This is a genomic window from Nocardia yunnanensis (genome assembly GCF_003626895.1).
Classification (GTDB): domain Bacteria; phylum Actinomycetota; class Actinomycetes; order Mycobacteriales; family Mycobacteriaceae; genus Nocardia; species Nocardia yunnanensis.
Map to the genome: position 1 here is coordinate 517567 of NZ_CP032568.1, position 21810 is coordinate 539376.

Here is a 21810-nt window from a genome sequence, read left to right on the forward strand (position 1 = left end):
GGTAGCCTATCGACAGACACGATCGAATCTGCGTAAGCGGTTCGACGTTCGGGGGTACTTCATGCGAGGATCAGACCCGCATGACGCTGCGATCCGCCGTGGTGTAATGGCAGCACAACTGATTTTGGTTCAGTTTGTCCAGGTTCGAGTCCTGGCGGCGGAGCTCACGAGCAGGGGCGTTATCGTTGGCCCCGCATATTGCTTTCCAGCACACGATGACCGGCAGCCGAGGGAGATCCATGCCACAGCAGACCGCCGTCGTCGTTCTCGCCGCCGGAGCCGGAACTCGAATGCGGTCCAAGACACCGAAGGTGTTGCACCCGCTCGCCGGTCGGAGCATGCTCGCGCACGCGCTGCATGCCGCGCACGAGATCGACCCGACGTCGCTCATCACCGTGATCGGCCACGACCGCGAGCAGGTCGGCGACGCGGTCGGCAAGGTGGGTGCGGAACTGGGCCGCCAGATCACCCTGGCGGTGCAGGAGGAACAGCGCGGCACCGGTCACGCCGTGCAGTGCGCGCTCTCGGTCATGCCCGACGATTTCGCGGGCAACGTCCTGGTCACCTACGCGGATGTGCCGCTGCTGGACGGGCACACCCTCAACGCGCTGCTCGACGAGCACAACAGCTATTCCGACGGATCCGCCGTCACCGTACTGACTTTCGAGCCCGAGGACCCCAACGGCTACGGCCGCATCGTGCGCGACGCCGAGGGTCGCATGATGGAGATCGTCGAGCACGCCGACGCCAGCCCGGAGCAGGCCGCCATCACCGAGGTCAACTCCGGCGTCTACGTCTTCGACGCGGCCGTGCTGCGAATCATGATCTCGCGCATCGATACCGCCAACGCGCGCCACGAGCTCTACCTCACCGATGTGCTCAAGCTGGCCCGCGAGGCCGGGCATCCGGTGCACGGCGCGCGGCTGGTCGACCATGCCAAGGTCACCGGCGTGAACGACCGGGTGCAGCTGGCCGGCGCGGCCCGCACCCTCAACCGCTACATCCTGGAACGGCACATGCGCGCCGGGGTCACCATCATCGATCCGGGCACCACCTGGATCGACGGCAATGTGGTGATCGGCCGCGACGCGGTGATCCGCCCGGGCGTACAACTGTTGGGCGACACCGTGATCGGTGAGGACGCCGAGATCGGCCCGGACTGCACGCTGACCGATGTCACCGTCGGCGACGGCGCGAAGGTGATCCGCACCCACGGCGAGAAGTCGAGCATCGGCCCGGGCGCGAGCGTCGGCCCGTTCGCCTATCTGCGGCCCGGCACCTCACTCGGCGACAAGGGCAAGATCGGCACCTTCGTGGAGACGAAGAACGCGACGATCGGCACCGGCTCCAAGGTCCCGCACCTGTCCTATGTGGGCGACGCCACCATCGGCGAATACAGCAACATCGGGGCGGCCAGCGTTTTCGTCAATTACGACGGGGTCGCCAAGCACCACACCACCGTGGGTTCGCATGTTCGCACGGGCAGCGACAATATGTTCGTCGCCCCGGTCACCGTGGGTGACGGCGCGTACTCGGGGGCGGGTACTGTACTGCGCAGAAACGTTCCACCGGGAGCGCTCGCGGTCTCGGGTGGTGCACAGCGCAACCTCGAAGGCTGGGTGCAGCGCAATCGCCCCGGCACCGATGCAGCCCGCGCGGCCGAAGCGGCCCTCGCGGAGCTCCCGGATCAACCGGGAACCACCGAGATAACCGACGAGAAAAAGGATGGCGAACGTCCGTGACCGCGTTCTCTACCGATAACCAGAAGAATCTGATGCTGTTCTCGGGGCGCGCTCATCCTGAGCTCGCCGAGGCGGTGGCCAAGGAACTCAATGTTCACGTCACCCCTCAGACCGCCCGCGACTTCGCGAACGGTGAGACCTTCGTCCGATTCGAGGAATCGGTCCGCGGCTCCGACGCCTTCGTGCTGCAGAGCTTCCCGGCCCCGCTCAACCAGTGGGTCATGGAGCACCTGATCATGATCGACGCCCTCAAGCGCGGTTCGGCCAAGCGCATCACCTCGGTGCTGCCGTTCTACCCCTACGCCCGCCAGGACAAGAAGCACCGCGGCCGCGAGCCCATCTCGGCCCGCCTGATCGCGGACCTGCTCAAGACCGCGGGCGCGGACCGGATCATCACCATCGACCTGCACACCGATCAGATCCAGGGCTTCTTCGACGGCCCCGTCGATCACATGCACGCGCAGGTGCAGCTGGCCGAGCACATCCGCAACAACTACGACCTGTCCAACATCACGGTCGTGTCCCCCGACGCGGGCCGGGTGAAGGTCGCGGAGAAGTGGGCCAACTCGCTGGCGGACGCGCCGATGGCGTTCATCCACAAGACCCGTGACCCGCTGGTCCCCAACCAGACCGTGTCCAACCGCGTGGTCGGTGAGGTCGAGGGCCGCACCTGCATCCTGATCGACGACATGATCGACACCGGCGGCACCATCGCCGGCGCGGTCAAGGTGCTCAAGGAGGCCGGCGCGGGCGATGTGGTCATCGCCGCCACCCACGGCATCCTGTCGGCCCCGGCCGCCGAGCGGCTGGCGGCGTGCGGCGCCAAGGAAGTCGTGGTCACCAACACCCTGCCCATCGACGAGGACAAGAAGTTCCCGACGCTGACCGTGCTGTCGATCGCGCCGCTGCTGGCGCAGACGATCCGCGAGGTCTTCGAAAACGGTTCCGTCACCGGCCTTTTCAACGGCAACGCCTGAACAGGAACTCTCGTAGGCTCTCAGGGGTTGTCACCCCTGAACCCCACCCGGGGCACCGGACCCACTCTCCGTGAGCGAAGTCCCCGAAATAGCATTGTCGAGCGGCCCTCCCGCAACAGCGGGAGGGCCGCTCGTCTTTCACCCGGCCGTCCATGAAATGGGGCCGCATTGGATGTCCGTTTCCGGGGGCAAGCGGTAGCGTTGGAGCCGGATTCGCGGTTTGCTACTGGTGCGCTGATGGCGCGGAGAGGTGGTGCCGAATGGCCGACCGGCCCGACGAGGACGACGCCCGCCTGATGGACGAGGTCTTCGAGACCGATCAGGTCTTCGACAGCGATGTCGACCATCTCGACTACGACCTCGGCGACGATGATCAGGAAGACGACATCCGCGAGTACGAGCGGTACATCGCCGATCCGCCCGAGGATCTGGTCATCCGCAATCGCGAGAACGACGACACCGGGCGGCTGGGCATCGGCGCCGAGCTCGACCAGGAGTGGACGCGTCGCCGCCGCCGCGAGGAGAACGTGGCCGAGGACGATCGGCCGGCGGAACTCGCCGCCATGGACATCGTGGACGAGCCCGGCGATTAGGACGCCTGCGTAACCAGACCGGCAGCGGGAACCCCTGGAGAGGCGTCACCACACCCGACCGAGGAGGGCGCGACATGAGCACGCCACCGAACGAACCCGGCACACCCCGCGACGAGAACGACGCGGAACCGCTCGACCTGGGCAAACGTGAGACCGGCGATCCGTATCCGCCGTACCCGCGCGGCGATCAGCCGCCGTATCCGCAGCAGTTCGGCCCGGATCCGTACGGGCAGCAGTCTTCCGGTCAGCAGCCCTACGGTCAGCAGCACTCTCCCGGTCAGCAGCCCTATGGTCAGCAGCAGCCTTATGGTCAGCAGCCCTATGGTCAGCCGTATCCGGCCGACCCGTACGGCGCACCGCCGCGCTCGGGCGCGCAGACCTTCTCCATCATCGGCTTCGTCTGCGCGGGACTGGCATTGCTGCTGTGCCCGATTCTCGGCATCGTCGGCATCGTGCTGGGGATCGTCGGCAACAACAAGGGTGAGCCGCTGGGCAAGTGGGCCGCCATCGCCGCGGGCGTGTGCATGATCATCGGGATCGGGATAGGGCTGGCGGTCGTCGGTTCCTCGCGATGAATAATGGCTAGCCATGACCGCATTCACCGGGTTCCCGCTCGCCGGACTCGATTTCTACGAGGATCTGGAAGCCGATAACTCCAAGACCTTCTGGAACGCCCACAAGCAGGTGTGGGAGGAATCGGTGCGGGACCCGATGAAAGCCCTTGTCGCCGAACTGGAACCGGATTTCGGCGCGGCCAAGATCTTCCGGCCGCACCGCGATGTGCGCTTCGCCAAGGACAAGTCGCCCTACAAGAATCATCAGGGCGCGGTGGTCTACAGCGCTCAGTACTCCGGCTGGTACGTCCAGATCGGCGCGGCCGGCCTGCGGGTGGCGGGCGGCATGTACGCCGCCTCCCCCGCCCAGCTGACCGCACTGCGCGCCGCCATCGACGACGAGGTCCGCGGCCCCGAACTGGAATCCCTGATCGCGCAACTGGTCTCGACCGGCTACAGCATCGGCGGCGAGAAACTTGCCACCAAACCCAAGGGCTACGACATCGACCACCCCCGCATAGACCTCCTCCGCCACAAATCCCTCACCGCCGGAAAAGATTTCGGCGCACCACCATGGCTGAACACCCCCAGAGCCGCCAAGGAGATCCGCGCAGCCTGGGAACAAATGCGCCCACTCATCGAGTGGCTCGCAGCGGTCACCGCCCAGAAGTAGGCACCACCAGCCATTACAGAGCCCCCACCACGTCATGCCAGCTCGCCCGGCCAGTCATTCCGCGCGCCCCACCACGTCATTCCGGCGCGCCCCACCACGTCATTCCGGCGCGCCCCACCACGTCATTCCGGCGCGCTTTTGGCCGGAATCCACCCTTGTAGGTGTGGATCCCGGCCAAAAGCATGCCGGGATGACGAGGGCCGAGGGCGTTGTGGACGACGAGTGTGGCGGACGGATGTGGCGGACGGATGTGGCGGGCGGATGTGGCAGGCGGGCGTGACCGGGGTTAGCAGCGTTCGGCCAGGATCAGGGCGAAGCGGGAGTCCGGGTCGGTCCAGATGTGTTCGGTGGTGAAACCGGCTGCGGATAGTTCGGTTTCGAGGGTTTCGGGGTGGAATTTGGCGGAGATCTCGGTGCGGAGTTGTTCGCCGGCTGCGAAGTCGACGGTGAGGTCGAGGGCGGGGAGGTGGACGGTCATGGGTTCGGTGGCTTGCAGGCGCATTTCGATCCAGTCGTGTGCGGCGTCCCAGATCGCGACGTGGGCGAACTTCTCGGGAGCGAAGTTCGCGCCCAGGCGGGCGTTGAGCACGTGCAGCACATTGCGATTGAACTCGGCGGTGACGCCGGCGGCGTCGTCGTAGGCGGGCACCAGCACCGCCGGGTCGATGACCAGGCCCGCGCCCAGCAGCAGCTTTTCCCCCGGTTCGAGGACATCGCGGATGCCGCCGAGGAATTCGGCGCGTTCGGCCGGAACCAGGTTGCCGATGGTGCCGCCCAGGAACGCGACCATACGCCGCCCGCCGCCGGGCAGAGTGTCCAGCGTGCCGGTGAAGTCGCTGACCACGCCGTGCACGCTCAGCCCCGGGAACTCCGCGGCCACCTCGTCGGCCGCCATGCGCAGCGCGGACACGGAAACATCCTGCGGCACATAGGCCTTCAGGGGACCTGCCGCCGTCAACGCGTCCAGCAGCAATCGGGTCTTGGTGGCCGACCCCGCTCCCAGCTCGACGAGCACCTCGGCCTGCGCGAGCCGGGCGATGTCCCCGACCACCCGCTCCAGCAATGCCTTCTCGGTCCGGGTCGGGTAGTACTCCGGCAGCTCGGTGATCTTCTCGAACAGCTCGCTGCCGCGCGCATCGTAGAACCACTTGGGCGGCAGCCACTTCGGCTCCGCCGTCAGCCCGCGCCGCACGTCCTCGCGCAGCGCGGTGGTCAGGTCTTCGTCGGTGAGATGAATCTCCACGGTAACCGTATTCATGAACCAGCCCTTCCGATCTCGATATCCAGTGGCCGCACCGAAACCCGCCCGTCCCGCACCCGCACCAGCTGCCGATCCTCGATCGGCCGCCACCGCGCGTCGTCATCGAACGGTTCCGACGCCACCACCACGAACTCGTCGGCCTCCAACACCGACAACGCGTGATGCCACGTCGTGGCCCACACCCCCGCCCCATCCCCCACCAGCAGATTCAACCGAGCCCGCGGTGACCGCCCCAGCACCGCCGCCATCACCCGCCGCAACGCCTCCCCCGGCTCGTCCCCACCCGTAGCCCCCGCCGGCTCGGCGTCCGGAGAATCCGCGAGCAGATCGCGCAGGATCACCCAGAGAGCCGCGGAGTCGGTGAGAGACTCGGCCTCGAGCAATGGGGCCGAACCGAATTCGGCGGCGACCTCGGTCAGCACCCGACGCCAGTCGGGGATCGCGCCGTTGTGACTGAACGCCCAGCGGCCATGGGTGAAGGGCGCGCACGCGGCACGTTCCACCGGCATCCCGACCGTGGCGGAGCGGATCGCGGCCAACACCGCGGTCGAGCGAATCTGCGGAAGCACCTCCTCCACCGCCGGATCCGTCCAGATCGGAGCGGCATTGCGATAGCGGCTGACCACCAGTTCGCCTGCACCGGAAGGTGTCCCGTCCGTGGCGGCAACAGTTTCACCCGCGACCGGGCCAGGCCCGAGGGCCGACTCCGTGCCGGCCCGCACCCCGCCGCCGGCGCCCGCCGAGCCCGCGTGGGCGGAAGCATCCGGGGCGCCGCCGTGCCAGATGACGCCGGGGCCGTGGTCGGGGCTCGCGGCGTCGGGGTGGTGCCACCAGGCGACGCCGAAGCCGTCGGCGTTGATGGTGCCGCCGCCGCGCATGTCGCGCGGGGCCCAGGATTGGGTGCGCAGTGCGTGCGGGCCCAGGGTGAGCAGCGAGCCTACCGGGGCGGGTGGGCCCAGGTAGGCGAGGTGGCGGCACATCAGATTTCGTCCGCTCGCAGGTCGCGGGCGAGGCGGAAGCCGGCGAAGATCTGCCGTCGGATGGGGTGATCCCAGTTGCGGAAGGTGCCGCGCGAGGCGACCTGATCGGCGCCGAAGGAGCCGCCCCGCAGGACTCGGTAGTCGCCGCCGAAGAAGACGTCGGAGTACTCGCGATAGGGGAAGGCGCGGAAACCGGGGTACGGATCGAACCCGGAGGAGGTCCACTCCCAGACGTCCCCGATCAACTGGTGGACGCCCAGCGGCGACGCGCCCGCGGGGTAGGCGCCCACCTCGGCCGGTTCCAGGTGGCGCTGGCCGAGATTGGCGAGCGCGTCGTCGGGATCGGCGTCGCCCCAAGGGTATCGGCGCGAGCGGCCGGTCGCCGGGTCGAAGCGGGCGGCCTTCTCCCATTCGGCCTCGGTGGGCAGGCGCTTGCCCGCCCAGTTCGCGTACGCCTCGGCCTCGTACCAGCAGACGTGCACCATCGGCTGGTGTGCGCGCAACGGCTGCATGACGCCGAAAACTCGCCGCCACCACCGTCCCCCGCCGTCCTGCTCCCAGAACTGCGGTGCGGTCAGCCCCGCCTCGACCCGATGCGCCCACCCGCGCTCGGACCACAGCTCCGGCCGCTCGTACCCGCCGTCGTCGACGAAGGCCAGGTACTGCTCGTTGGTGATGGGCGCGGCATCGATCGCGAAGCCGGGCACGTGCACGGGATGCGCGGGCCGCTCGTTGTCCAGCGCCCAGGGATCGTCATCGGTGCCCATGCTGAATTCGCCTGCCGGAACGACGACTTCGCCGCTCACCCGGACCTGCGCGGCGGGCGTGGGCGGCGCGGACAGCACCGCCTCGCCGGTGCGCAGCTGATGGGTGGCGAGCATGGTCTCGTCGTGCTGCTGCTCGTGCTGGGCGATCATCCCGAATGCGAAGCCGTCGTGCACCAGCTCGCTACCGCGTAAAGGACTGCGCTCCAGCACATCCCACACCTTGTCGCGCACGGTCCCGACATAGGCGCGGGCCTGGCCCGGATCGAGCAGCGGCAGCGCCGGCCGGTCGGCGCGGGAGTGCTGAAAGGCGTCGTAGAGATGATCGATGTCCGCGCGCACGGGTTCCCGCCCGCCGACATCGCGCACCAGCCACAGCTCCTCCTGATTGCCGATATGCGCGAGATCCCACACCAGCGGACTCATCAGCCGCGAATGCTGGGCCACCAGTTCGGCTTCGTCGATGCAGTCGGTCAATCCGACGGTCCGCCGCCGTGCCCGCGCGAGCGTCTCGGCAATGCGTTCGCGCAGCCGCTCGGTCTCACTGTGATCCGACCCCGGCAGATGCTGAACAGTCATGAGGGAACTCCCGATTCGTGGAGAAGGCGTGCACGGGCCGCCGGGCCGGGCGACAGTGCCGCGCGCGGCCGGAACCGCCCCGGCCGGTTGTCCGCGTGCACGCGGGTGAGAGGGCCGAGGTGAGAGGTCATGCGGTGCCTCCGGATTCGCCCCCGGTGGGGCACAGTCCGCTGCGACATCGTTCGGCGGCGGCGGCCAACTCCCGCACCGCCTCCGGACTCGAGCCGTGCGCGGCGGCCAGCTCCAACAGCGCCACCGCGCCCGCGCGCAACTCCGGATCGGCCAGCCCCAGACGCGCGGCCTCGGACCACAGTTCGGCGGTGGGCGCGGCCAAATCCGTTGCCTCCGCGACGATTCCGGGATCCGACAGCAACGCGTCGTAGGCGTACACCGGCACCGACCAGCTGTCGCCCGGCTGCGCGTCGAGGTAGCGCACCTCGAGATGCCCGGACGCGCGGACCGGCGGGAACACCGTGGTGAGGTGGTAGTCGAGATCGTCGCGATCCGGGCGACGCCCGATCTCCTCGTCCAGCGCCCCGCACAACCAGTCGGCGAAGGTCGCCCCCGGCGGCGCACTCCAGTCCACGCTGTCGGGGTCGACCGCGGCCCTGTTGGAGCTCGCGACGCCGCCGCTCACTCGGGCACCACCGCCCGCGACTCCGTTCCGGGCCGGCGCCGAACGGGGCCGCACGCACAGGAGTGGGACGTCCAGCACCCACCGGGCGTAGCCGGAGATCGGGTCGGCCCAGTCGTGCACGGGCGGCCGGGTGCGCAGATGGTCGAGGCGCTGCCAGGCGCGCATGCGCTGGGACGCCCACTCCCCCGGCGGGGCGGCGTGCAGGTCGGGTGAGCAGGCGAAGGCGGCCAGCAGGGCGGGACCCATGGCGTGCAAGGCATTCCAGCGGGCCGCGATCTCGCCGGGGTGCGCGCCCGCGTCGAGGCTGACCTGGGTGGCCGCGGTATTGCACATCATGAGCGCGCCGAACGGGCCGATGCCGGCGAAGGATCGCTCCATGGCCCGATAGCGCGGCAGCCGCAGCACGCGCACCGGCTGCCGGACCGCGTCGGCGGCCCCGGAAAACATTCGGATGGCGCGGGATTCGAGCAGCTCCCGCAGGCGTATCGAATCCGACCGCAAGCGCTCACACAGTTCGGCGGCGGCGCCGAACGGGGCACTGGACAATTCGATCTGACCGCCGGGTTCGATGGTGACCCGGCTGCCTCCCGGCAAAGCGACGGCCGGGGAATCAGGACTGATGGACCGTGGCGCATACGGTCCGAGCGCGTCCGCGAGGACCCTCGGGTCGGGACGCGAAGCGGTTGCCGAACGTTCACCTTGCGCGGTGAACCACTCCAGTTCGGCACCGATGAGCGACGGTGGGCCCTGTTTGAAACACACTTTCCCGATGTAAGCCTCGGCGGCGGCTCGTGAGGAGAACTCGCCGCCGGGCTCCGATTCGGCCAGGCCACTGTGCAGCACATCGGTCGGTGACGCCGTGACAGCCATTGCCAACCTCCGTCTGATGCGGTCGCCGAAGGGGGGACACACGGCGACTCAACCAGGGTAGCGACCCACTATGACAAGAATTCTGACGAAATGGGGAACACCCCAGCCGATATGGTCGATCACATGCGCGATATCGCCGCCCTGCGGGCCGACACCCCCGGTTGTGAAAATCAGGTATTTCTCGACAGTGCGGGCTCGTCGCTGCCCCCGCGCGTGGTCGTCGACACCACCATCGACCATCTGCGGCGCGAGGCCGAAATCGGTGGCTATCGCGCCGCGAACGAACGCATCGACGAGCTGCACGCCGTCAAGACCGCCATCGGCGAGCTGATCAACGCCGACCCGGCCGCCATCGCCCTCAGCGACAGCGCCAGCCGCTCCTGGAGCGATTTCTTCTACTCGGTTCCGCTGGCGGCCGGCGACCGCATCCTGATCTCCGGCGCGGACTACGCCAGCAATGCGATCGCGGCCCTGCAGCGCGCCCGCCAGACCGGCGCGACGGTAGAGGTGATCCCCAGCGATTCCAGCGGCCAACTCGATCTCGACGCGCTCGCGGCCATGATCGACGACCGCGTGAAACTGGTGTCGCTGCTTCACGTTCCGACCAACGGCGGACTGGTGAACCCGGTCGCCGAGGCCGCCCGCATCGCGCATCGGGTCGAGGCGCTGGTCCTGCTGGACGCCTGCCAATCGGCCGGACAGCTGCCGCTCGACGTCGCCGAACTCGGCGTGGACGCGCTCTCGGCCACGGGCCGCAAATGGTTGCGCGGCCCGCGCGGCACCGGTTTCCTCTACCTGCGCCCCGACCTGGCCCTGAGCCTGGAACCCACCCGCCTGGACCTGCACAGCGCCGAATGGACCGCCCCCGACGACTACGTGCTGTCCCCCGATGCCACCCGCTTCGAATTCTGGGAGAGCAATGTGGCGGCCCGGCTGGGTCTGGGCGCGGCCGTGCGCTATCTGCTCGAGCTGGGCCCCGCCCAGGTGTACGCCGCCATCGCCGAGCGCTCCGAGTATCTGCGCAAGGCGCTGCAGGAGATTCCGGGCGTGACCGTGCGCGACCGCGGCGCCCAGCACGCCGGCATCGTCTCCTTCACCGTGGACGGACTGGAACCGGTCCAGGTCCGCGACCGGCTGGCGGCCGAGGCCATCACCCTGACGGTCAGCTTCCGCGGGTCCACCCTGCTGGATATGTCCGCGCGCGAACTGAACTCGGTGGTGCGCGCCTCCCCGCACTGCTTCGTGAGCTTCGAGGACCTCGATCGCTTCGTGAGCGCGCTCAGAACCCTCGCATAACCGACCGCATCACCCCGAAACGGTTAACAGCACTCACTCGGCGCGGGATATTGGAGAAGCTGGTTACGCGCTCGAGGGAGTCCATCGTGAGTCGCTTCACCGAGGAAATGTATGCCACCGCTCGCGTCTCCCATCGGGGGCTGGTGACCGGGGAACCCAACGCGCCGATACGGCACACCTGGGGCGAAATCCATGACGCCGCACGCCGAATGGCCGGCGGCCTGGCCGCCGCCGGCATCGGCCCGGGCGACGCGGTGGGCGTGCTGGCCGGCATGCCCGTCGATATCGCGCCCGCCTGCCAGGCGGTGTGGATGCGCGGCGCCTCGATCACCATGCTGCACCAGCCGACGCCGCGCACCGACCTGCAGGTGTGGGCGCACGACACCGAGACCGTGCTGGGCATGATCGAGGCGCGCGCGGTCATTCTGGGCGCGCCCTTCGAGATCGCCGAATCGCTGCTGCGCGAACGCGGCATCACGGTGGTCACCCTCGACGCCATGCGCGCCGGCGCCCCCGTGGATCCGGTGCCGACCGGCGAGGACGATATCGCCCTGCAGCAGTTGACATCCGGATCCACCGGCTCGCCCAAGGCGGTGCGCATCACGCACGGCAATTTCTTCGTCAACGCCTACGCCATGTTCGATCGGGTGAAGTTCCAGCTCGACGACGATGTGATGGTCAGCTGGCTGCCGCTGTTCCACGATATGGGCATGGTCGGATTCCTCAGCGTCCCCATGCAATTCGGCGCCGAGGTGGTGTGCGTGACGCCGCTGGACTTTCTCACCCGCCCCATCCTGTGGGCCGAGCTGATCTCGAAGTACCGGGGAACCGTCACCGCCGCACCGAATTTCGCCTACTCGCTGCTGGCGCGGAGGCTGCGCGCCGCCGCGGACGGCACGGTCGACCTGAGCAGTGTGCGCTACATGTGGAACGGCGCGGAACCCGTCGACGCCGACACCATGGACGCCCTCGCCGAGGCCGGGAAACGCTTCGGTCTCAATCCGATGGCGCTGACACCCGTCTACGGCATGGCCGAAACCACGCTGGCCGTGTCGATTCCGGATCCGGGCCTGGGCCAGGTCCTCGACGTGGTGGACGCGGACCTGCTGGAGGCCCTCGGCAAGGCGGTCCCCATCCGCGATCCCGAACACCACCACGGCGGCATCCGCCGCCTGCCCACCCTCGGCTATCTGGTCGACAATCTCGAGGGCCGCGTGGTGGACGCCGAGCATCAGCCGCTGCCGACCCGCAGCGTCGGCGTCATCGAATTGCGCGGCCCCGCCGTCACTTCCGGCTATGTGACCGTCGACGGCTTCCGACCCGCGCAGGACGCCGACGGCTGGCTCGACACCGGCGATATCGGTTATTTCACCGAGGACGGCCTGGTGGTGGTGTGCGGCCGCATCAAGGACGTCATCATCATGGCGGGCCGCAATATCTTCCCCACCGATATCGAGCGAGCCGCCCTGCGCGTCCAGGGCGTTCGCCCCGGCAACGCCGTCGCCGTCCGGCTGGACGCGGGCCAGAAACGCGAAAGCTTCGCCGTCGTGGTCGAATCCAACGATCACCAGAACCCGGACGAGGTCCGCCGCATCGAGCACGACATCGTGCACGCCGTCTTCTCGGAGGTCGGGGTCCGGCCGCGCACCGTCACCGTCCTCGGTCCGGGCGCGCTGCCCAAGACCTCCTCCGGCAAGCTGCGCCGGGCGGCCACCGCCAGCCATCTCGGCTGAGCGGCGAGCGCCTATTCGGTTCCGGCGACCAGCAATTCGAGGGTCAGCTTCGGCATCTCCTTGGCGATGTACTGCAAGCGCCATTTGTCACTGAACAGCGCCAGGATCGCGCCGTCGGTGCGGGTGAACACCTCCACACCGCGCTGGCGGCTGAGCTCCTCGGCCGATTCGGCGTCGGTGCGCCGCGCCAGCTGGAACGGCAGATGATCGAGCTGGGTCTCGACATTGAACTCGGATTGCATACGGGCGGTGACGACTTCGAACTGCATGGGGCCGACCGCGGCCAGAACCGGTGATTGATCGCCGCGGGCGTCGTTGCGCAGCACCTGCACCACGCCCTCGGAGTCCAGCTGATCCATGGCCTTGCGGAACTGCTTGTACTTGTCCGCGGTCTTGGCGCGCAGCGAGGCGAAATGCTCGGGCGCGAAGGACGGGATGGGCGGGAACTCCACCTTCTTGTCCACGTACAGCGTGTGCCCGGGGGCCAGCGCGGTCGCGTTGACGAGACCCACCACATCGCCCGGATAGGCGGTGTCGACGGTGGTGCGCTCGCGGCCGAACACGGTCAGCGCGTACTTGGTGGCGAAGGGCCGCCCGGTCTGCGCGTGGGTCACCACCATGCCGCGCTCGAACTCGCCGGACACGATGCGCATGAACGCCAGCCGGTCGCGGTGCGCGGTGTCCATGCCGGCCTGCACCTTGAAGATGACGGCGCTGAACGGCGCCGTGGTCTCACGCGGCTCGCCCTTGACGTCCTTGCGGGCGCGCGGCGGCGGCGCGAGCTCGACAAGCGTGTCCAGCAGTTGGCGCACACCGAAATTCAGCATGGCGGAGGCGTAGATGACCGGCGAGGTCTGCCCGGCCAGGAACAGCTCCTGATCGTGGTCCTGCCCGGCGGCCGAGAGCAGTTCGCTCTCCTCGGCGGCAGTGGCCCAGGCGTCGCCCTCGCGCTCGGCGGCCTGCTCGGGCGTGTAGTGCTCCTCGGGCGCGATGGTCGCGCCGCCGGCGGTGCGGGTGAAGTGGATGTACTCGGTGGGCGCGCCGTCTTCGCCGCGGCGCAGCAGACCGCGGAAGTCACCCGCGATGCCGACCGGCAGGAACAGCGGGGTCGGGGTCAGGCCGATGCGCTCGAGAATCTCGTCGAGCAGCTCCAGCGGGGCCTGACCTGGCCGGTCCCACTTGTTGATGACGGTCACGACCGGGATGCCGCGATCGCGGGCGACCTGAAACAGCTTGAGCGTCTGCGGTTCCAGGCCCTTGGCGGCGTCGATGAGCATGACGGCCGCGTCGACCGCGGTGAGCACCCGGTAGGTGTCCTCGGAGAAGTCGGAGTGACCGGGGGTGTCGACCAGGTTGATGACGCAGTCCCCGTACTCGAACTGCAGCGCCGTGGAGCTCACCGAGATGCCGCGCGCCTTCTCCATCTCCATCCAGTCGGAGACGGTCGACTTGCGCCCGGCCTTGCCGTGGATGGCGCCGGCCTCGGAGATCTTCTTCGCGTGCAGCGCGAGCGCCTCGGTGAGCGTGGATTTACCGGCGTCCGGATGCGAGATCACCGCGAAGGTGCGCCGCCGCGCCGCCTCGTCGGCCAGCCGCCCGGAGGTAGCAGAGGTCGCGCTGGCAGTCGGGGAACTCACGGGGGACTCCTTTGTGCGGACGAGGCAACCGCACCAGGGTACGCGACCGGCCCACTCGCACGACCGCCTGGTCCGGCCCCGGTGCCGAGGGGTACGGGCACTCAGGCCGAGGCCGGAGTGCCCAGGTACTGGGCGATGGCCCGGGCGATCAGGGCGAGCAGATCCGCCTCGGGCGCCACCGCCTCGAGACTGCGATTGGCGGCGAGGACGGCCAGACCGTGCAGGTTGGTCCACAGGCACATGGCGCGTTCCCCCGTCGGATCCGGCACGCAGTCGGCCACGAGCGCGCGCCAATGCCGGAACAGCGGCAGGGTGACGGTCTCGCGCAGGTTCTCGCCCGCGCCCTCGAGCAGATCGTGACGGAACATGAGGGTGAACATCTCCGGCCGGCGCAGCGCGAAGGTCACATAGGCCAGCGCCGTGCGGTCCAGTTGCGCGCGTGGCGTTTTCGCGCGCACGGCCTCGATATCGGCGCGCAGGTCGGCGTATCCGCGCGACGCGATGGCGGCCAGCAACGCGTTGTGGGTGGGGAAATACCGCCGGGGCGCGCCGTGCGAGACGCCCGCCTCCCGGGCGATGGCCCGCAGCCCGAGCTGCCCGGCCCCGGTCTGCTCGAGCATGTCGACGCCCGCCGTCACCAACCGTTCCCGCAGTGGCTCAACCGAAGTCATGCCTCACATTCTCACGGAAGGGGTAGACAGTGTCTATCCGGGTCCGGTAGACAGGTAGACATTGTCTACGGCAGCTCTCGGGAGGGCTTTTCATGTGGTACTGGCTGCTCAAGCACGTACTGGTCGGACCGGTGCTGCGACTGCTGGGCCGGCCGAAGATCGAGGGGCTGCACCATGTTCCGGCCGACGGGCCGGTCATCATCGCGGCAAACCATCTGGCCGTGGTGGATTCGCTCTACCTGTGCCTGGCGCTGCGCCGCCGGGTCACCTTCATCGCCAAGCAGGAGTACTTCACGACCGGCGGATTCCGCGGCCGTGTCCACCGTTTCGTCATGAACGCCACCGGCCAGGTCCCGGTGGACCGCACCGGCGGCAGCGCGGGCTCGGATTCGCTCGCCGCGGCGGTGCGCATTCTGGAATCCGGCGGGATCTGGGGCATTCACCCCGAGGGCACGCGCTCGCCCGACGGCCGCGTCTATCGCGGCCGCACCGGCGTGATCCGGGTGGCCATGCGGACCGGCGCTCCCGTCATCCCCGTCGTGCTCTCGGGCACCGACCGGGTCAATCCCCGCGACCGTCGCTTCCTGCGCCCGGCCCGGGTCCACATCTCCTTCGGCCGCCCCCGCTACTTCCGGCCCGCCGATCAGCAGGCCGTGCGCACCGCCACCGACGAACTCATGGCCGACATCGTGCGCCGCTCGGGCCGCCCCTATGTCGATTGCTACGCGGCCACTTTCAAGGCCGCCGCGAGTCAGGCCGCCTGAAACGACAGCGGGCCGCCTGAAACGACAACGGCCGGTTGTTCGGATTCCCCGCGCGGAATCCGAACAACCGGCCGTCGATCCGTCCGTCAGCCGATGGACGCGCCGGTGCCGCCGGAGGTGGCGCTGCCGGTGCCGGCCGCGCCCAGCAGGGCGCCCAGCAGCGGGGTGAGCGCGCTGGTGCTGCTGCCGGTGCCCGAGGGCGAGCCCGGCTTGGTCGGCGGCGTCGGGGTCGGGGTCGGCCCGCAGTCCGCGGTGATCGCGCTGACGCTCCCGTCCTGGCCCACGATGTCCGCGGAGGCGATGGGAGTGGAGAGGGTGAGAGCGACGGCGGCGATGCCGACCGCGCCCAGTCCGTACCGGTGAATGCTCTTCATGAAAGTCCCTACTGACGGTGCAAGCCATTCCCCGCGACCCAGGGAATGGTGTGAAACAGTACTTCTTCAAAGAAGGGGAAACAAGGCCCGAAATGGGACTTTCAGCGGCGAATTCGTGATACCGAAGCAGACACCGTCGGCCCGCGCCGGGGGTGGCGCGGAAGCGTTTTCACCGCATGTTAGAGTCGTCAGGTTGTCTCGGCGAGGGTGTGGCACCCAATTGCCCACCGTGATCGACGCGGCTCGGCCATTGCGGCCGTCCCATGTTGGTCGTCGCCGACGAGCAGACCAACTCAGCCAGGGCGGCCCCGTCGCCTGGCGACCAGCTGACATTACAGCCCGGACGAGCCGTAGGGAGTAGACAGTCATGTCCGACGCCAACCTTCTCGAAGCCACCGTTCGCACCGAGTTCGGTAAGGGCGCTGCCCGCCGGACCCGCCGCGACGGCAACGTTCCCGCCGTGCTCTACGGCCACAACGAGGAGCCGCAGCACCTGTCGGTCAACGCCCAGGCGTTCGCCGCCATCCTGCGTGAGCACGGCACCAACGCCGTGCTGAACCTGGACATCGCAGGCAAGAAGCAGCTGGCGCTGACCAAGTCGGTCGTCGTCCACCCGATCCGCCGCTACATCGAGCACGCCGACCTGCTGATCGTGCGTCGTGGCGAGAAGGTCACCGCCGACGTGAGCATCGCCCTGGTCGGCGACGCCGCCTCCGGCACCCTGGTCCAGCAGGACACCATCGTGCTGTCGATCGAGGCCGACGCCCTGCACATCCCCGAGTCCATCGAGATCTCCATCGAGGGCATCGAGGCCGGCACCCAGATCCTCGCGGGCCAGATCGCGCTGCCGAAGGGTGTCACCCTGGCCGGCGATCCCGAGGCCCTGATCGTCAACATCATCGCCGCCCCGGCCGCCGCCGCCGACAGCGAGGGCGAAGCGGCCGCTTCCGAAGAGGCCGCCGCGGAGTAACTCCCTACTCCCGCAACGGTTCTCGACAACCGAGGCAATCTCTCCATGACAGAGATGACGACTGGGCCCGCGCTCGTGGTCGGACTGGGCAACCCCGGATCCGAATACGAGCGCACCCGGCACAATGTCGGTTTCATGGTCGCCGATGTGCTCGCGGAGCGCGTCGGCGGCCGTTTCACCGTGCACAAGAAGTCCGGCGCGGATCTGCTCGAGGCCCGCCTGGACGGGCGCAAGGTGCTGCTGGCCAAGCCGCGTACCTATATGAACCTGTCCGGGCGGCCCGTCGCGGCGCTGGCCAAATTCTTCTCCGTGCCCGCCACCGAGGTGATCGTCGTCCACGACGAACTCGACCTCCCCTTCGGCCAGATCCGCCTCAAGCGCGGCGGCGGCGAGGGCGGGCACAACGGGCTGCGCTCGATCTCGCAGGCCCTCACCACCAAGGACTATCTGCGCGTCCGCTTCGGCATCGGCCGCCCGCCCGGCCGCCAGGATCCCGCGGACTACGTGCTCAAGCCCTTCTCCGCGCCGGAGCGCAAAGAGGTCCCGGTGATCGTCGAGCAGACCGCGGACGCGGTCGAACTCCTGCTGCGCGTGGGCCTGGAACCCGCGCAGAATCAATTGCACTGAGAGCGCTCAATTGCCCTGAGGCACTGCGCCACCCGCGTGGTCAGCCCAGGGTGCCGCTGCCGTCGCTGCTGGGTTCGATGCGCGGGGAGTCGGCGGGGTCGCGGGCGATCAGGCCCCAGCGGCTCGAGGTCAGGCGCAGGCTCGGTAGGTCCGACAGCGACAGCACGACCTCGTAGGTGCGCTCGTATCCGGTGTGGGCGATGCGCCAGCGGCCGTCGTCGCAGCGCACATAGCGGTCGGAGTAGAACGCGGCGCCGCGCAGCAGCATGTTGTGGCCCGGGATCAGCACGGTGTCGGCCAGGTACCAGGTGCCGGTCGCCTCGTCGCCGTCCACGTCGATTTCCGGATGGTCGCAACGGTGTTCGGTGATGACGTGCGGGCCGAGCGTATTGCGCATGAAGGCCAGGAAGGCGTCGCGGGATTCGAACTGGAGGTACTCGCTGTAGGTGGCGGTGGCCTCCGGAATCATGGTGTCGGCGAACTCCTCCCACGCCTTGGTGTCCAACGCGCGCAGGTAACGGAACTTCAGCCGGCTGATCGCCGCGACGGCATCGGAATCCATACCTCCACAATCCCATCAGGTGTAGGAAACCTTCAGAGATCGGCACAGATCTGTACCGGATCGCTATCAGCCCGGTACCGAGCGCCGCCGAACGCGCGCCCGCCCGAACCCGGCCTAGCCGTTGATCGTGAAGCAGGTGTTGCAGAAGTCCTCGCCGAATTCGGTCAGCCGCAGGCTCTTTCGCACGATCTTGGGCACCCGGCCCGCCTTCTTGAGCGCCTGCTCGACCACCGGCTGTACCTCGAGCACCATGTAGCGCGACAGCACCACCGGATCCTCGGAGGTCGTGGTCAGGCCCAGGCGGTTGAGGTTGATCAGGTAGTGGCGGGCGCGATCGGGGTAGCGCACGCCGGACTGCTCGGGCACCGAGGTCAGATCGCCCGCGACCAGCTCCGAGCCGATGCCCAGCGGCCGGTTGGTGCGCACGTCCACCGCCGGCTGCGGGCCCTGCAACGCCATGAAGCGCAGGATGCGGGCCTCGTCGGGCGCGAGCTGATCGAGAATGCGGTCGTAGGCGGGGTGCACGTCCTCGGTGAAGTAGACGTCGGCCGAGCGGGCCAGCAGCGCGTCGCCGCGGCGGCGCAGTTCGTCGGTGGTGGCCGAGCGCAGCAGCCCGGTGGTGACGGCCTGCTGCTGGGGCTGGCCGATGGGAGTCGGTACGTAGCTGACGATCTCGCGCACCGAACCCTCGGTGACGCCCAGCGCGCTGCGCGCGATCGAACGCAGCGCGGCCCCGGTGCGCTCGGCGATATCGGCGGAGGATTCGCCGTCCAGCGCGGCCTGCGTCAACTGCTTGGTGATCTCGACACTGGTGCCGACGGCCCACTCGGTCCCCCGCACCGCGGTGCCGACGGCCAGTCCGGCGGCCCGGAACGCGCCCCGGATCAGTCGCGCCTCATTGCTGATCCGCCGCTGCTCGACGTCCGAACTGCGTTCCACGGCACGAGGTCCCGGCCGGGCCACGTCCTGCCCCGGGATCCTGTCTTCCGCCACGTCCATCTCCGAATATCGCCAGGTGAACACAATCGTCCACAGATTACTGCCCCCGACAGACCTTCGGGCACGTTGAACCCGCGAGCCAGACGAAGGTTACCCCAGTTCATGTTCGTCAACGATCGACGCGCATGACCCCCGACACCTCGACCACAAGGCACGATATGGATGTGGTCCCCGTCATTCTCGTGGTCTCATCGAGAGGAAGGAACATCCTGCCCGGACACTGTGACCGAGATCTCCGACTCAGACACTCCGTCGCTGGACTCGTTTCATCGATAGCCAGTAAGGTCCGAATCGCCGATGGGGTAGTCAACGCCGACGGCGGTGCGTTGCGGGTCGGCAGGAGGGTGTCGTGCTAGAGAGTCTCTTTGGGGTACATCCGACAATCCTCATGGAATTGATCACGATCCCCTTGTTCACGGGCGTCATCGGTTACATCACCAACTGGACCGGCGTGCTCATGCTGTTCAGGCCGATCCGGTTTCACGGTTTCCGGTGGCCCGGATTGGCGGCGGTGTTTCCGTTGCTGCCCAAGCGGATTCAGGTGCTGCCGTTGCTGCAGTACGACGGGCGGATCGGCTGGCAGGGGATCGTGCCGTCACGGGCGGACAAGATGGCCAGCATCGCGGTGGACAAGGGGCTGGCGAAACTCGGCAACGTCGGGGACTTCTACCGGGAACTCGAGCCCGACAAGCTGGCCGAGCATTTCGTGGAAATCGCCGACCTCCAGATTCGCGACATTGTCGAGGACATCCTCAAACGCGAACATCCGCAGCTCTGGTACAACCTGCCGGGCGGGGTCAAGGAGATGATCCACAGCCGGGTGCGCGAACAGTTGCCGGATATTCTCCGGGAACTCACCGATGAACTCGGCAAGAACATCGACCAACTGCTCGACGTGAAGTCGATGACGATCCGGTACTTCCAGGCCCGGCCGCAGATGTTGAACTCCGTGTTCCAGGTGCTGGGGGCCAAGGAACTGCGGTTCATGCAGAACTTCGGCTTCTATTTCGGCGCGCCCATGGGTCTGGTATTGGTAGCGATCCTGCATTGGACGGGCTGGTCGTCGCTGGTGGTGCTGCCGGTCGGCGGCGTGATCATCGGCTGGGTGGTCAACTGGATCGGCATCAACCTCATCTTCGAACCGGCCTACCCGAAGTGGTGGTGCCCGTGGCGGCAGGGCCTGCTGATCAAACGGCAGGACGAGATCACCGAGGGTTACGCGGCGCTGGTGGCCAGCGAGATCATGACCGTGGCCAATATCGGCGACGAACTGCTCAACGGGCCGCGCGCCGACCGCACCATGCAGATGCTGCAGGACACCCTCAAGCCGGCGGCGGACCGGGCGCTGGGTCCGGCCAAGTCGGTGGTGAAGTTCGCGCTGGGCAGCCGCGAATACGACTCGCTGCAGGACTCGTTCACCTCCGAGGCCATGACCATCGCGCCCATCGCCTTCGCCGACCCGGCGTTCAACGTTCAGCAGGGTAGACAGGTCCAGGAGTACATCGCCAAACAAATGTCGGCGCTGCCCCCGCCGGAGTTCGTCGACATGCTGCGATCGGCCATCAAACAAGACGAATGGCTCTTGTTCGTCCATGGCGGCGCGCTGGGGCTCATCGCCGGTTACGCTCACCTTCTGATCTTCGGAACAGGAGTGGCGAGCACATGGCTATAACCGAATCCGGCAGCGGCGACGACGATCTCGACGTGGCCGGTACCGAACTCGCCGTTCGCGAAGGTGCCGACCTGGTCGTTCGAGAGTCCGGGCAGCTGCCGGATGCGGTGTCCCCGAACGCAAGAGCGGCCGGGCCCGTGCGCGCGACGGCCGGTGTGGTCGCGGTGGCGGTGTCGGCCGCGGTGGAGGCGAGCTTCTGGAGCTTGCACACCGCGCTAGGAGTGACATCGGTGGTGTTGCGCGGCAGCATGGCCGGGCAGCCGCCGCGCGCGATTCTCTCCGATGCCGGTGCGCAGGTGCGGCATTCGGTGCGGCAGGCGCTCGGCGTCAGCGCGCCGGAGGCCATCGAACCCGCCGCCGAGCCCAGCCCCGCCAGTGTCCTGCGCGCCCGTGGCGCCGAATTGCTCCGCCGCTCCGCGGATTTCTCGAGTGACGGCCGCGCCGAGGACGCCGACCACCATCACACCGCCTACGCCCGCATTCTGGGCGAACTCGCGCCCGACGAGGCGCGCATCGTGCGGCATCTCTACCTGGACGGGCCACAGCCCGCCGTCGAGGTGCGCACCGGAAGAACCTCGCACCGCGGCTCGTTCAACCTGCTCGGCGAGGACGCCGCACTGCGCTACCCCAACCGGATCGGCGAGTACCTGGCCAACCTGGACCGGCTCGGCCTCATCCACCTCACCCGCGAGGCGCTGGGCAACCCCCACCGCTACCAGTTGCTCGAAGCCATGCCGGAGGTGCGCCGCCTGCTCAAGCGCGCCGGCTTCGGCACCAAGGTGCTCTACCGCACCATCGAATTGAGTTCCTTCGGCGCGGGTTTCGTCCGCACCTGCCTGCCCGTGCCGTCCCTGGATCTCGAACAGCACGGGTAG

21 protein-coding genes and 1 tRNA gene are annotated in these 21810 nt (G+C 68.3%); 13 read left to right on the forward strand and 9 right to left on the reverse strand.

What is annotated here, in order from left to right; genetic code table 11:
- Positions 1-92: 92 nt before the first annotated feature.
- The 6 genes from D7D52_RS02370 (at position 93) to D7D52_RS02395 (ending at position 4539) form a co-directional block, all read left to right on the forward strand.
- Positions 93-163 (forward strand) — tRNA-Gln (locus tag D7D52_RS02370).
- A gap of 76 nt (positions 164-239) precedes the next feature.
- Entirely contained in the window at positions 240-1742 is a 1503-nt protein-coding gene (glmU, locus tag D7D52_RS02375; protein WP_120734845.1) for a bifunctional UDP-N-acetylglucosamine diphosphorylase/glucosamine-1-phosphate N-acetyltransferase GlmU, read from the forward strand.
- Positions 1739-2719, forward strand: a complete 981-nt coding sequence (locus tag D7D52_RS02380) for a ribose-phosphate diphosphokinase (RefSeq protein ID WP_120734846.1) — start codon at positions 1739-1741, stop codon at positions 2717-2719. The genes glmU and D7D52_RS02380 overlap by 4 nt, the downstream gene beginning before the upstream one ends.
- A gap of 260 nt (positions 2720-2979) precedes the next feature.
- A complete protein-coding gene (locus tag D7D52_RS02385; protein ID WP_246023604.1) occupies positions 2980-3312 on the forward strand; it encodes a hypothetical protein in 333 nt (110 codons plus the stop codon).
- Positions 3313-3386: 74 nt separating this feature from the next.
- On the forward strand, positions 3387-3887 hold the full coding sequence (locus D7D52_RS02390) for a DUF4190 domain-containing protein (RefSeq protein ID WP_120734847.1): 501 nt from the start codon (positions 3387-3389) through the stop codon (positions 3885-3887).
- Positions 3888-3900: 13 nt separating this feature from the next.
- The gene (locus D7D52_RS02395; RefSeq protein WP_120734848.1) at positions 3901-4539 is read left to right on the forward strand and encodes a DUF2461 domain-containing protein; all 639 of its coding nucleotides are present in this window, start codon (positions 3901-3903) and stop codon (positions 4537-4539) included.
- 286 nt (positions 4540-4825) lie between these two features.
- Here the strand turns inward: D7D52_RS02395 and egtD are convergent, their stop codons facing one another.
- From egtD to egtA, 4 genes are all read right to left on the reverse strand, one after another.
- Positions 4826-5797 carry an L-histidine N(alpha)-methyltransferase gene (egtD, locus tag D7D52_RS02400; RefSeq protein ID WP_120734849.1) on the reverse strand — a complete coding sequence of 324 codons (972 nt, stop codon included), beginning with the start codon at positions 5795-5797 and terminating at the stop codon, positions 4826-4828.
- The gene (locus D7D52_RS02405) at positions 5794-6780 is read right to left on the reverse strand and encodes a class II glutamine amidotransferase domain-containing protein (protein ID WP_246023605.1); all 987 of its coding nucleotides are present in this window, start codon (positions 6778-6780) and stop codon (positions 5794-5796) included. Before D7D52_RS02405 ends, egtD begins: the two co-directional genes overlap by 4 nt.
- Positions 6780-8123 carry an ergothioneine biosynthesis protein EgtB gene (gene egtB / locus D7D52_RS02415; RefSeq protein ID WP_120734850.1) on the reverse strand — a complete coding sequence of 448 codons (1344 nt, stop codon included), beginning with the start codon at positions 8121-8123 and terminating at the stop codon, positions 6780-6782. Before egtB ends, D7D52_RS02405 begins: the two co-directional genes overlap by 1 nt.
- 127 nt (positions 8124-8250) lie before the next feature.
- Positions 8251-9630, reverse strand: a complete 1380-nt coding sequence (gene egtA / locus D7D52_RS02420) for an ergothioneine biosynthesis glutamate--cysteine ligase EgtA (protein WP_120734851.1) — start codon at positions 9628-9630, stop codon at positions 8251-8253.
- Positions 9631-9753: 123 nt separating this feature from the next.
- Here egtA and D7D52_RS02425 point away from each other — a divergent pair, with 123 nt between their 5' ends.
- Positions 9754-10926 (forward strand): aminotransferase class V-fold PLP-dependent enzyme, encoded by a 1173-nt coding sequence (locus D7D52_RS02425; RefSeq protein WP_120743735.1) that lies wholly within the window; start codon positions 9754-9756, stop codon positions 10924-10926.
- Positions 10927-11012: 86 nt separating this feature from the next.
- Positions 11013-12659 carry a fatty acyl-AMP ligase gene (locus D7D52_RS02430; RefSeq protein WP_120734852.1) on the forward strand — a complete coding sequence of 549 codons (1647 nt, stop codon included), beginning with the start codon at positions 11013-11015 and terminating at the stop codon, positions 12657-12659.
- 11 nt (positions 12660-12670) lie between these two features.
- Here D7D52_RS02430 and D7D52_RS02435 read toward each other — a convergent pair whose 3' ends face one another.
- Positions 12671-14296, reverse strand: coding sequence for a peptide chain release factor 3 (locus tag D7D52_RS02435; RefSeq protein WP_120734853.1), 1626 nt, complete (start codon positions 14294-14296; stop codon positions 12671-12673).
- Positions 14297-14397: 101 nt separating this feature from the next.
- On the reverse strand, positions 14398-14967 hold the full coding sequence (locus D7D52_RS02440; protein WP_120734854.1) for a TetR/AcrR family transcriptional regulator: 570 nt from the start codon (positions 14965-14967) through the stop codon (positions 14398-14400).
- Between the two features lie 92 nt (positions 14968-15059).
- Between D7D52_RS02440 and D7D52_RS02445 the strand changes: the two genes are divergently transcribed.
- Positions 15060-15731, forward strand: a complete 672-nt coding sequence (locus D7D52_RS02445; protein ID WP_120734855.1) for a lysophospholipid acyltransferase family protein — start codon at positions 15060-15062, stop codon at positions 15729-15731.
- Positions 15732-15817: 86 nt separating this feature from the next.
- Here D7D52_RS02445 and D7D52_RS02450 read toward each other — a convergent pair whose 3' ends face one another.
- The gene (locus D7D52_RS02450) at positions 15818-16105 is read right to left on the reverse strand and encodes a hypothetical protein (protein WP_120734856.1); all 288 of its coding nucleotides are present in this window, start codon (positions 16103-16105) and stop codon (positions 15818-15820) included.
- A gap of 367 nt (positions 16106-16472) precedes the next feature.
- Between D7D52_RS02450 and D7D52_RS02455 the strand changes: the two genes are divergently transcribed.
- Both D7D52_RS02455 and pth read left to right on the forward strand, forming a co-directional pair.
- A complete protein-coding gene (locus D7D52_RS02455) occupies positions 16473-17075 on the forward strand; it encodes a 50S ribosomal protein L25/general stress protein Ctc (protein WP_120734857.1) in 603 nt (200 codons plus the stop codon).
- Positions 17076-17129: 54 nt separating this feature from the next.
- A complete protein-coding gene (gene pth / locus D7D52_RS02460) occupies positions 17130-17702 on the forward strand; it encodes an aminoacyl-tRNA hydrolase (protein WP_425464605.1) in 573 nt (190 codons plus the stop codon).
- Between the two features lie 40 nt (positions 17703-17742).
- Here the strand turns inward: pth and D7D52_RS02465 are convergent, their stop codons facing one another.
- Complete coding sequence (locus tag D7D52_RS02465) at positions 17743-18264, reverse strand: nuclear transport factor 2 family protein (RefSeq protein WP_120734859.1); 522 nt, start codon at positions 18262-18264, stop codon at positions 17743-17745.
- A 114-nt stretch (positions 18265-18378) separates the two neighbouring features.
- Positions 18379-19263 (reverse strand): Abi-alpha family protein, encoded by an 885-nt coding sequence (locus tag D7D52_RS38955; protein WP_120743736.1) that lies wholly within the window; start codon positions 19261-19263, stop codon positions 18379-18381.
- 388 nt (positions 19264-19651) lie between these two features.
- Here D7D52_RS38955 and D7D52_RS02475 point away from each other — a divergent pair, with 388 nt between their 5' ends.
- Together D7D52_RS02475 and D7D52_RS02480 are read left to right on the forward strand one after the other, a co-directional pair.
- Positions 19652-20935 carry a DUF445 domain-containing protein gene (locus tag D7D52_RS02475; protein ID WP_120734860.1) on the forward strand — a complete coding sequence of 428 codons (1284 nt, stop codon included), beginning with the start codon at positions 19652-19654 and terminating at the stop codon, positions 20933-20935.
- The gene (locus D7D52_RS02480; protein ID WP_120734861.1) at positions 20926-21810 is read left to right on the forward strand and encodes an Abi-alpha family protein; all 885 of its coding nucleotides are present in this window, start codon (positions 20926-20928) and stop codon (positions 21808-21810) included. Before D7D52_RS02475 ends, D7D52_RS02480 begins: the two co-directional genes overlap by 10 nt.

What these genes read in the sequence shown, in the direction of transcription:
- D7D52_RS02395 (WP_120734848.1), top strand. Translation starts at nt 3,901, where the DNA reads ATGACCGCATTCACCGGGTTCCCGCTCGCCGGACTCGATTTCTACGAG.
- D7D52_RS02445 (WP_120734855.1), top strand. Translation starts at nt 15,060, where the DNA reads ATGTGGTACTGGCTGCTCAAGCACGTACTGGTCGGACCGGTGCTGCGA.
- D7D52_RS02405 (WP_246023605.1), bottom strand. Translation starts at nt 6,780, where the DNA reads ATGTGCCGCCACCTCGCCTACCTGGGCCCACCCGCCCCGGTAGGCTCG.
- D7D52_RS38955 (WP_120743736.1), bottom strand. Translation starts at nt 19,263, where the DNA reads ATGGACGTGGCGGAAGACAGGATCCCGGGGCAGGACGTGGCCCGGCCG.
- D7D52_RS02390 (WP_120734847.1), top strand. Translation starts at nt 3,387, where the DNA reads ATGAGCACGCCACCGAACGAACCCGGCACACCCCGCGACGAGAACGAC.
- egtA (WP_120734851.1), bottom strand. Translation starts at nt 9,630, where the DNA reads ATGGCTGTCACGGCGTCACCGACCGATGTGCTGCACAGTGGCCTGGCC.
- glmU (WP_120734845.1), top strand. Translation starts at nt 240, where the DNA reads ATGCCACAGCAGACCGCCGTCGTCGTTCTCGCCGCCGGAGCCGGAACT.
- egtD (WP_120734849.1), bottom strand. Translation starts at nt 5,797, where the DNA reads ATGAATACGGTTACCGTGGAGATTCATCTCACCGACGAAGACCTGACC.
- D7D52_RS02475 (WP_120734860.1), top strand. Translation starts at nt 19,652, where the DNA reads ATGGAATTGATCACGATCCCCTTGTTCACGGGCGTCATCGGTTACATC.
- D7D52_RS02455 (WP_120734857.1), top strand. Translation starts at nt 16,473, where the DNA reads ATGTCCGACGCCAACCTTCTCGAAGCCACCGTTCGCACCGAGTTCGGT.
- D7D52_RS02480 (WP_120734861.1), top strand. Translation starts at nt 20,926, where the DNA reads ATGGCTATAACCGAATCCGGCAGCGGCGACGACGATCTCGACGTGGCC.
- pth (WP_425464605.1), top strand. Translation starts at nt 17,130, where the DNA reads ATGACGACTGGGCCCGCGCTCGTGGTCGGACTGGGCAACCCCGGATCC.
- egtB (WP_120734850.1), bottom strand. Translation starts at nt 8,123, where the DNA reads ATGACTGTTCAGCATCTGCCGGGGTCGGATCACAGTGAGACCGAGCGG.
- D7D52_RS02440 (WP_120734854.1), bottom strand. Translation starts at nt 14,967, where the DNA reads ATGACTTCGGTTGAGCCACTGCGGGAACGGTTGGTGACGGCGGGCGTC.
- D7D52_RS02450 (WP_120734856.1), bottom strand. Translation starts at nt 16,105, where the DNA reads ATGAAGAGCATTCACCGGTACGGACTGGGCGCGGTCGGCATCGCCGCC.
- D7D52_RS02425 (WP_120743735.1), top strand. Translation starts at nt 9,754, where the DNA reads ATGCGCGATATCGCCGCCCTGCGGGCCGACACCCCCGGTTGTGAAAAT.
- D7D52_RS02465 (WP_120734859.1), bottom strand. Translation starts at nt 18,264, where the DNA reads ATGGATTCCGATGCCGTCGCGGCGATCAGCCGGCTGAAGTTCCGTTAC.
- D7D52_RS02385 (WP_246023604.1), top strand. Translation starts at nt 2,980, where the DNA reads ATGGCCGACCGGCCCGACGAGGACGACGCCCGCCTGATGGACGAGGTC.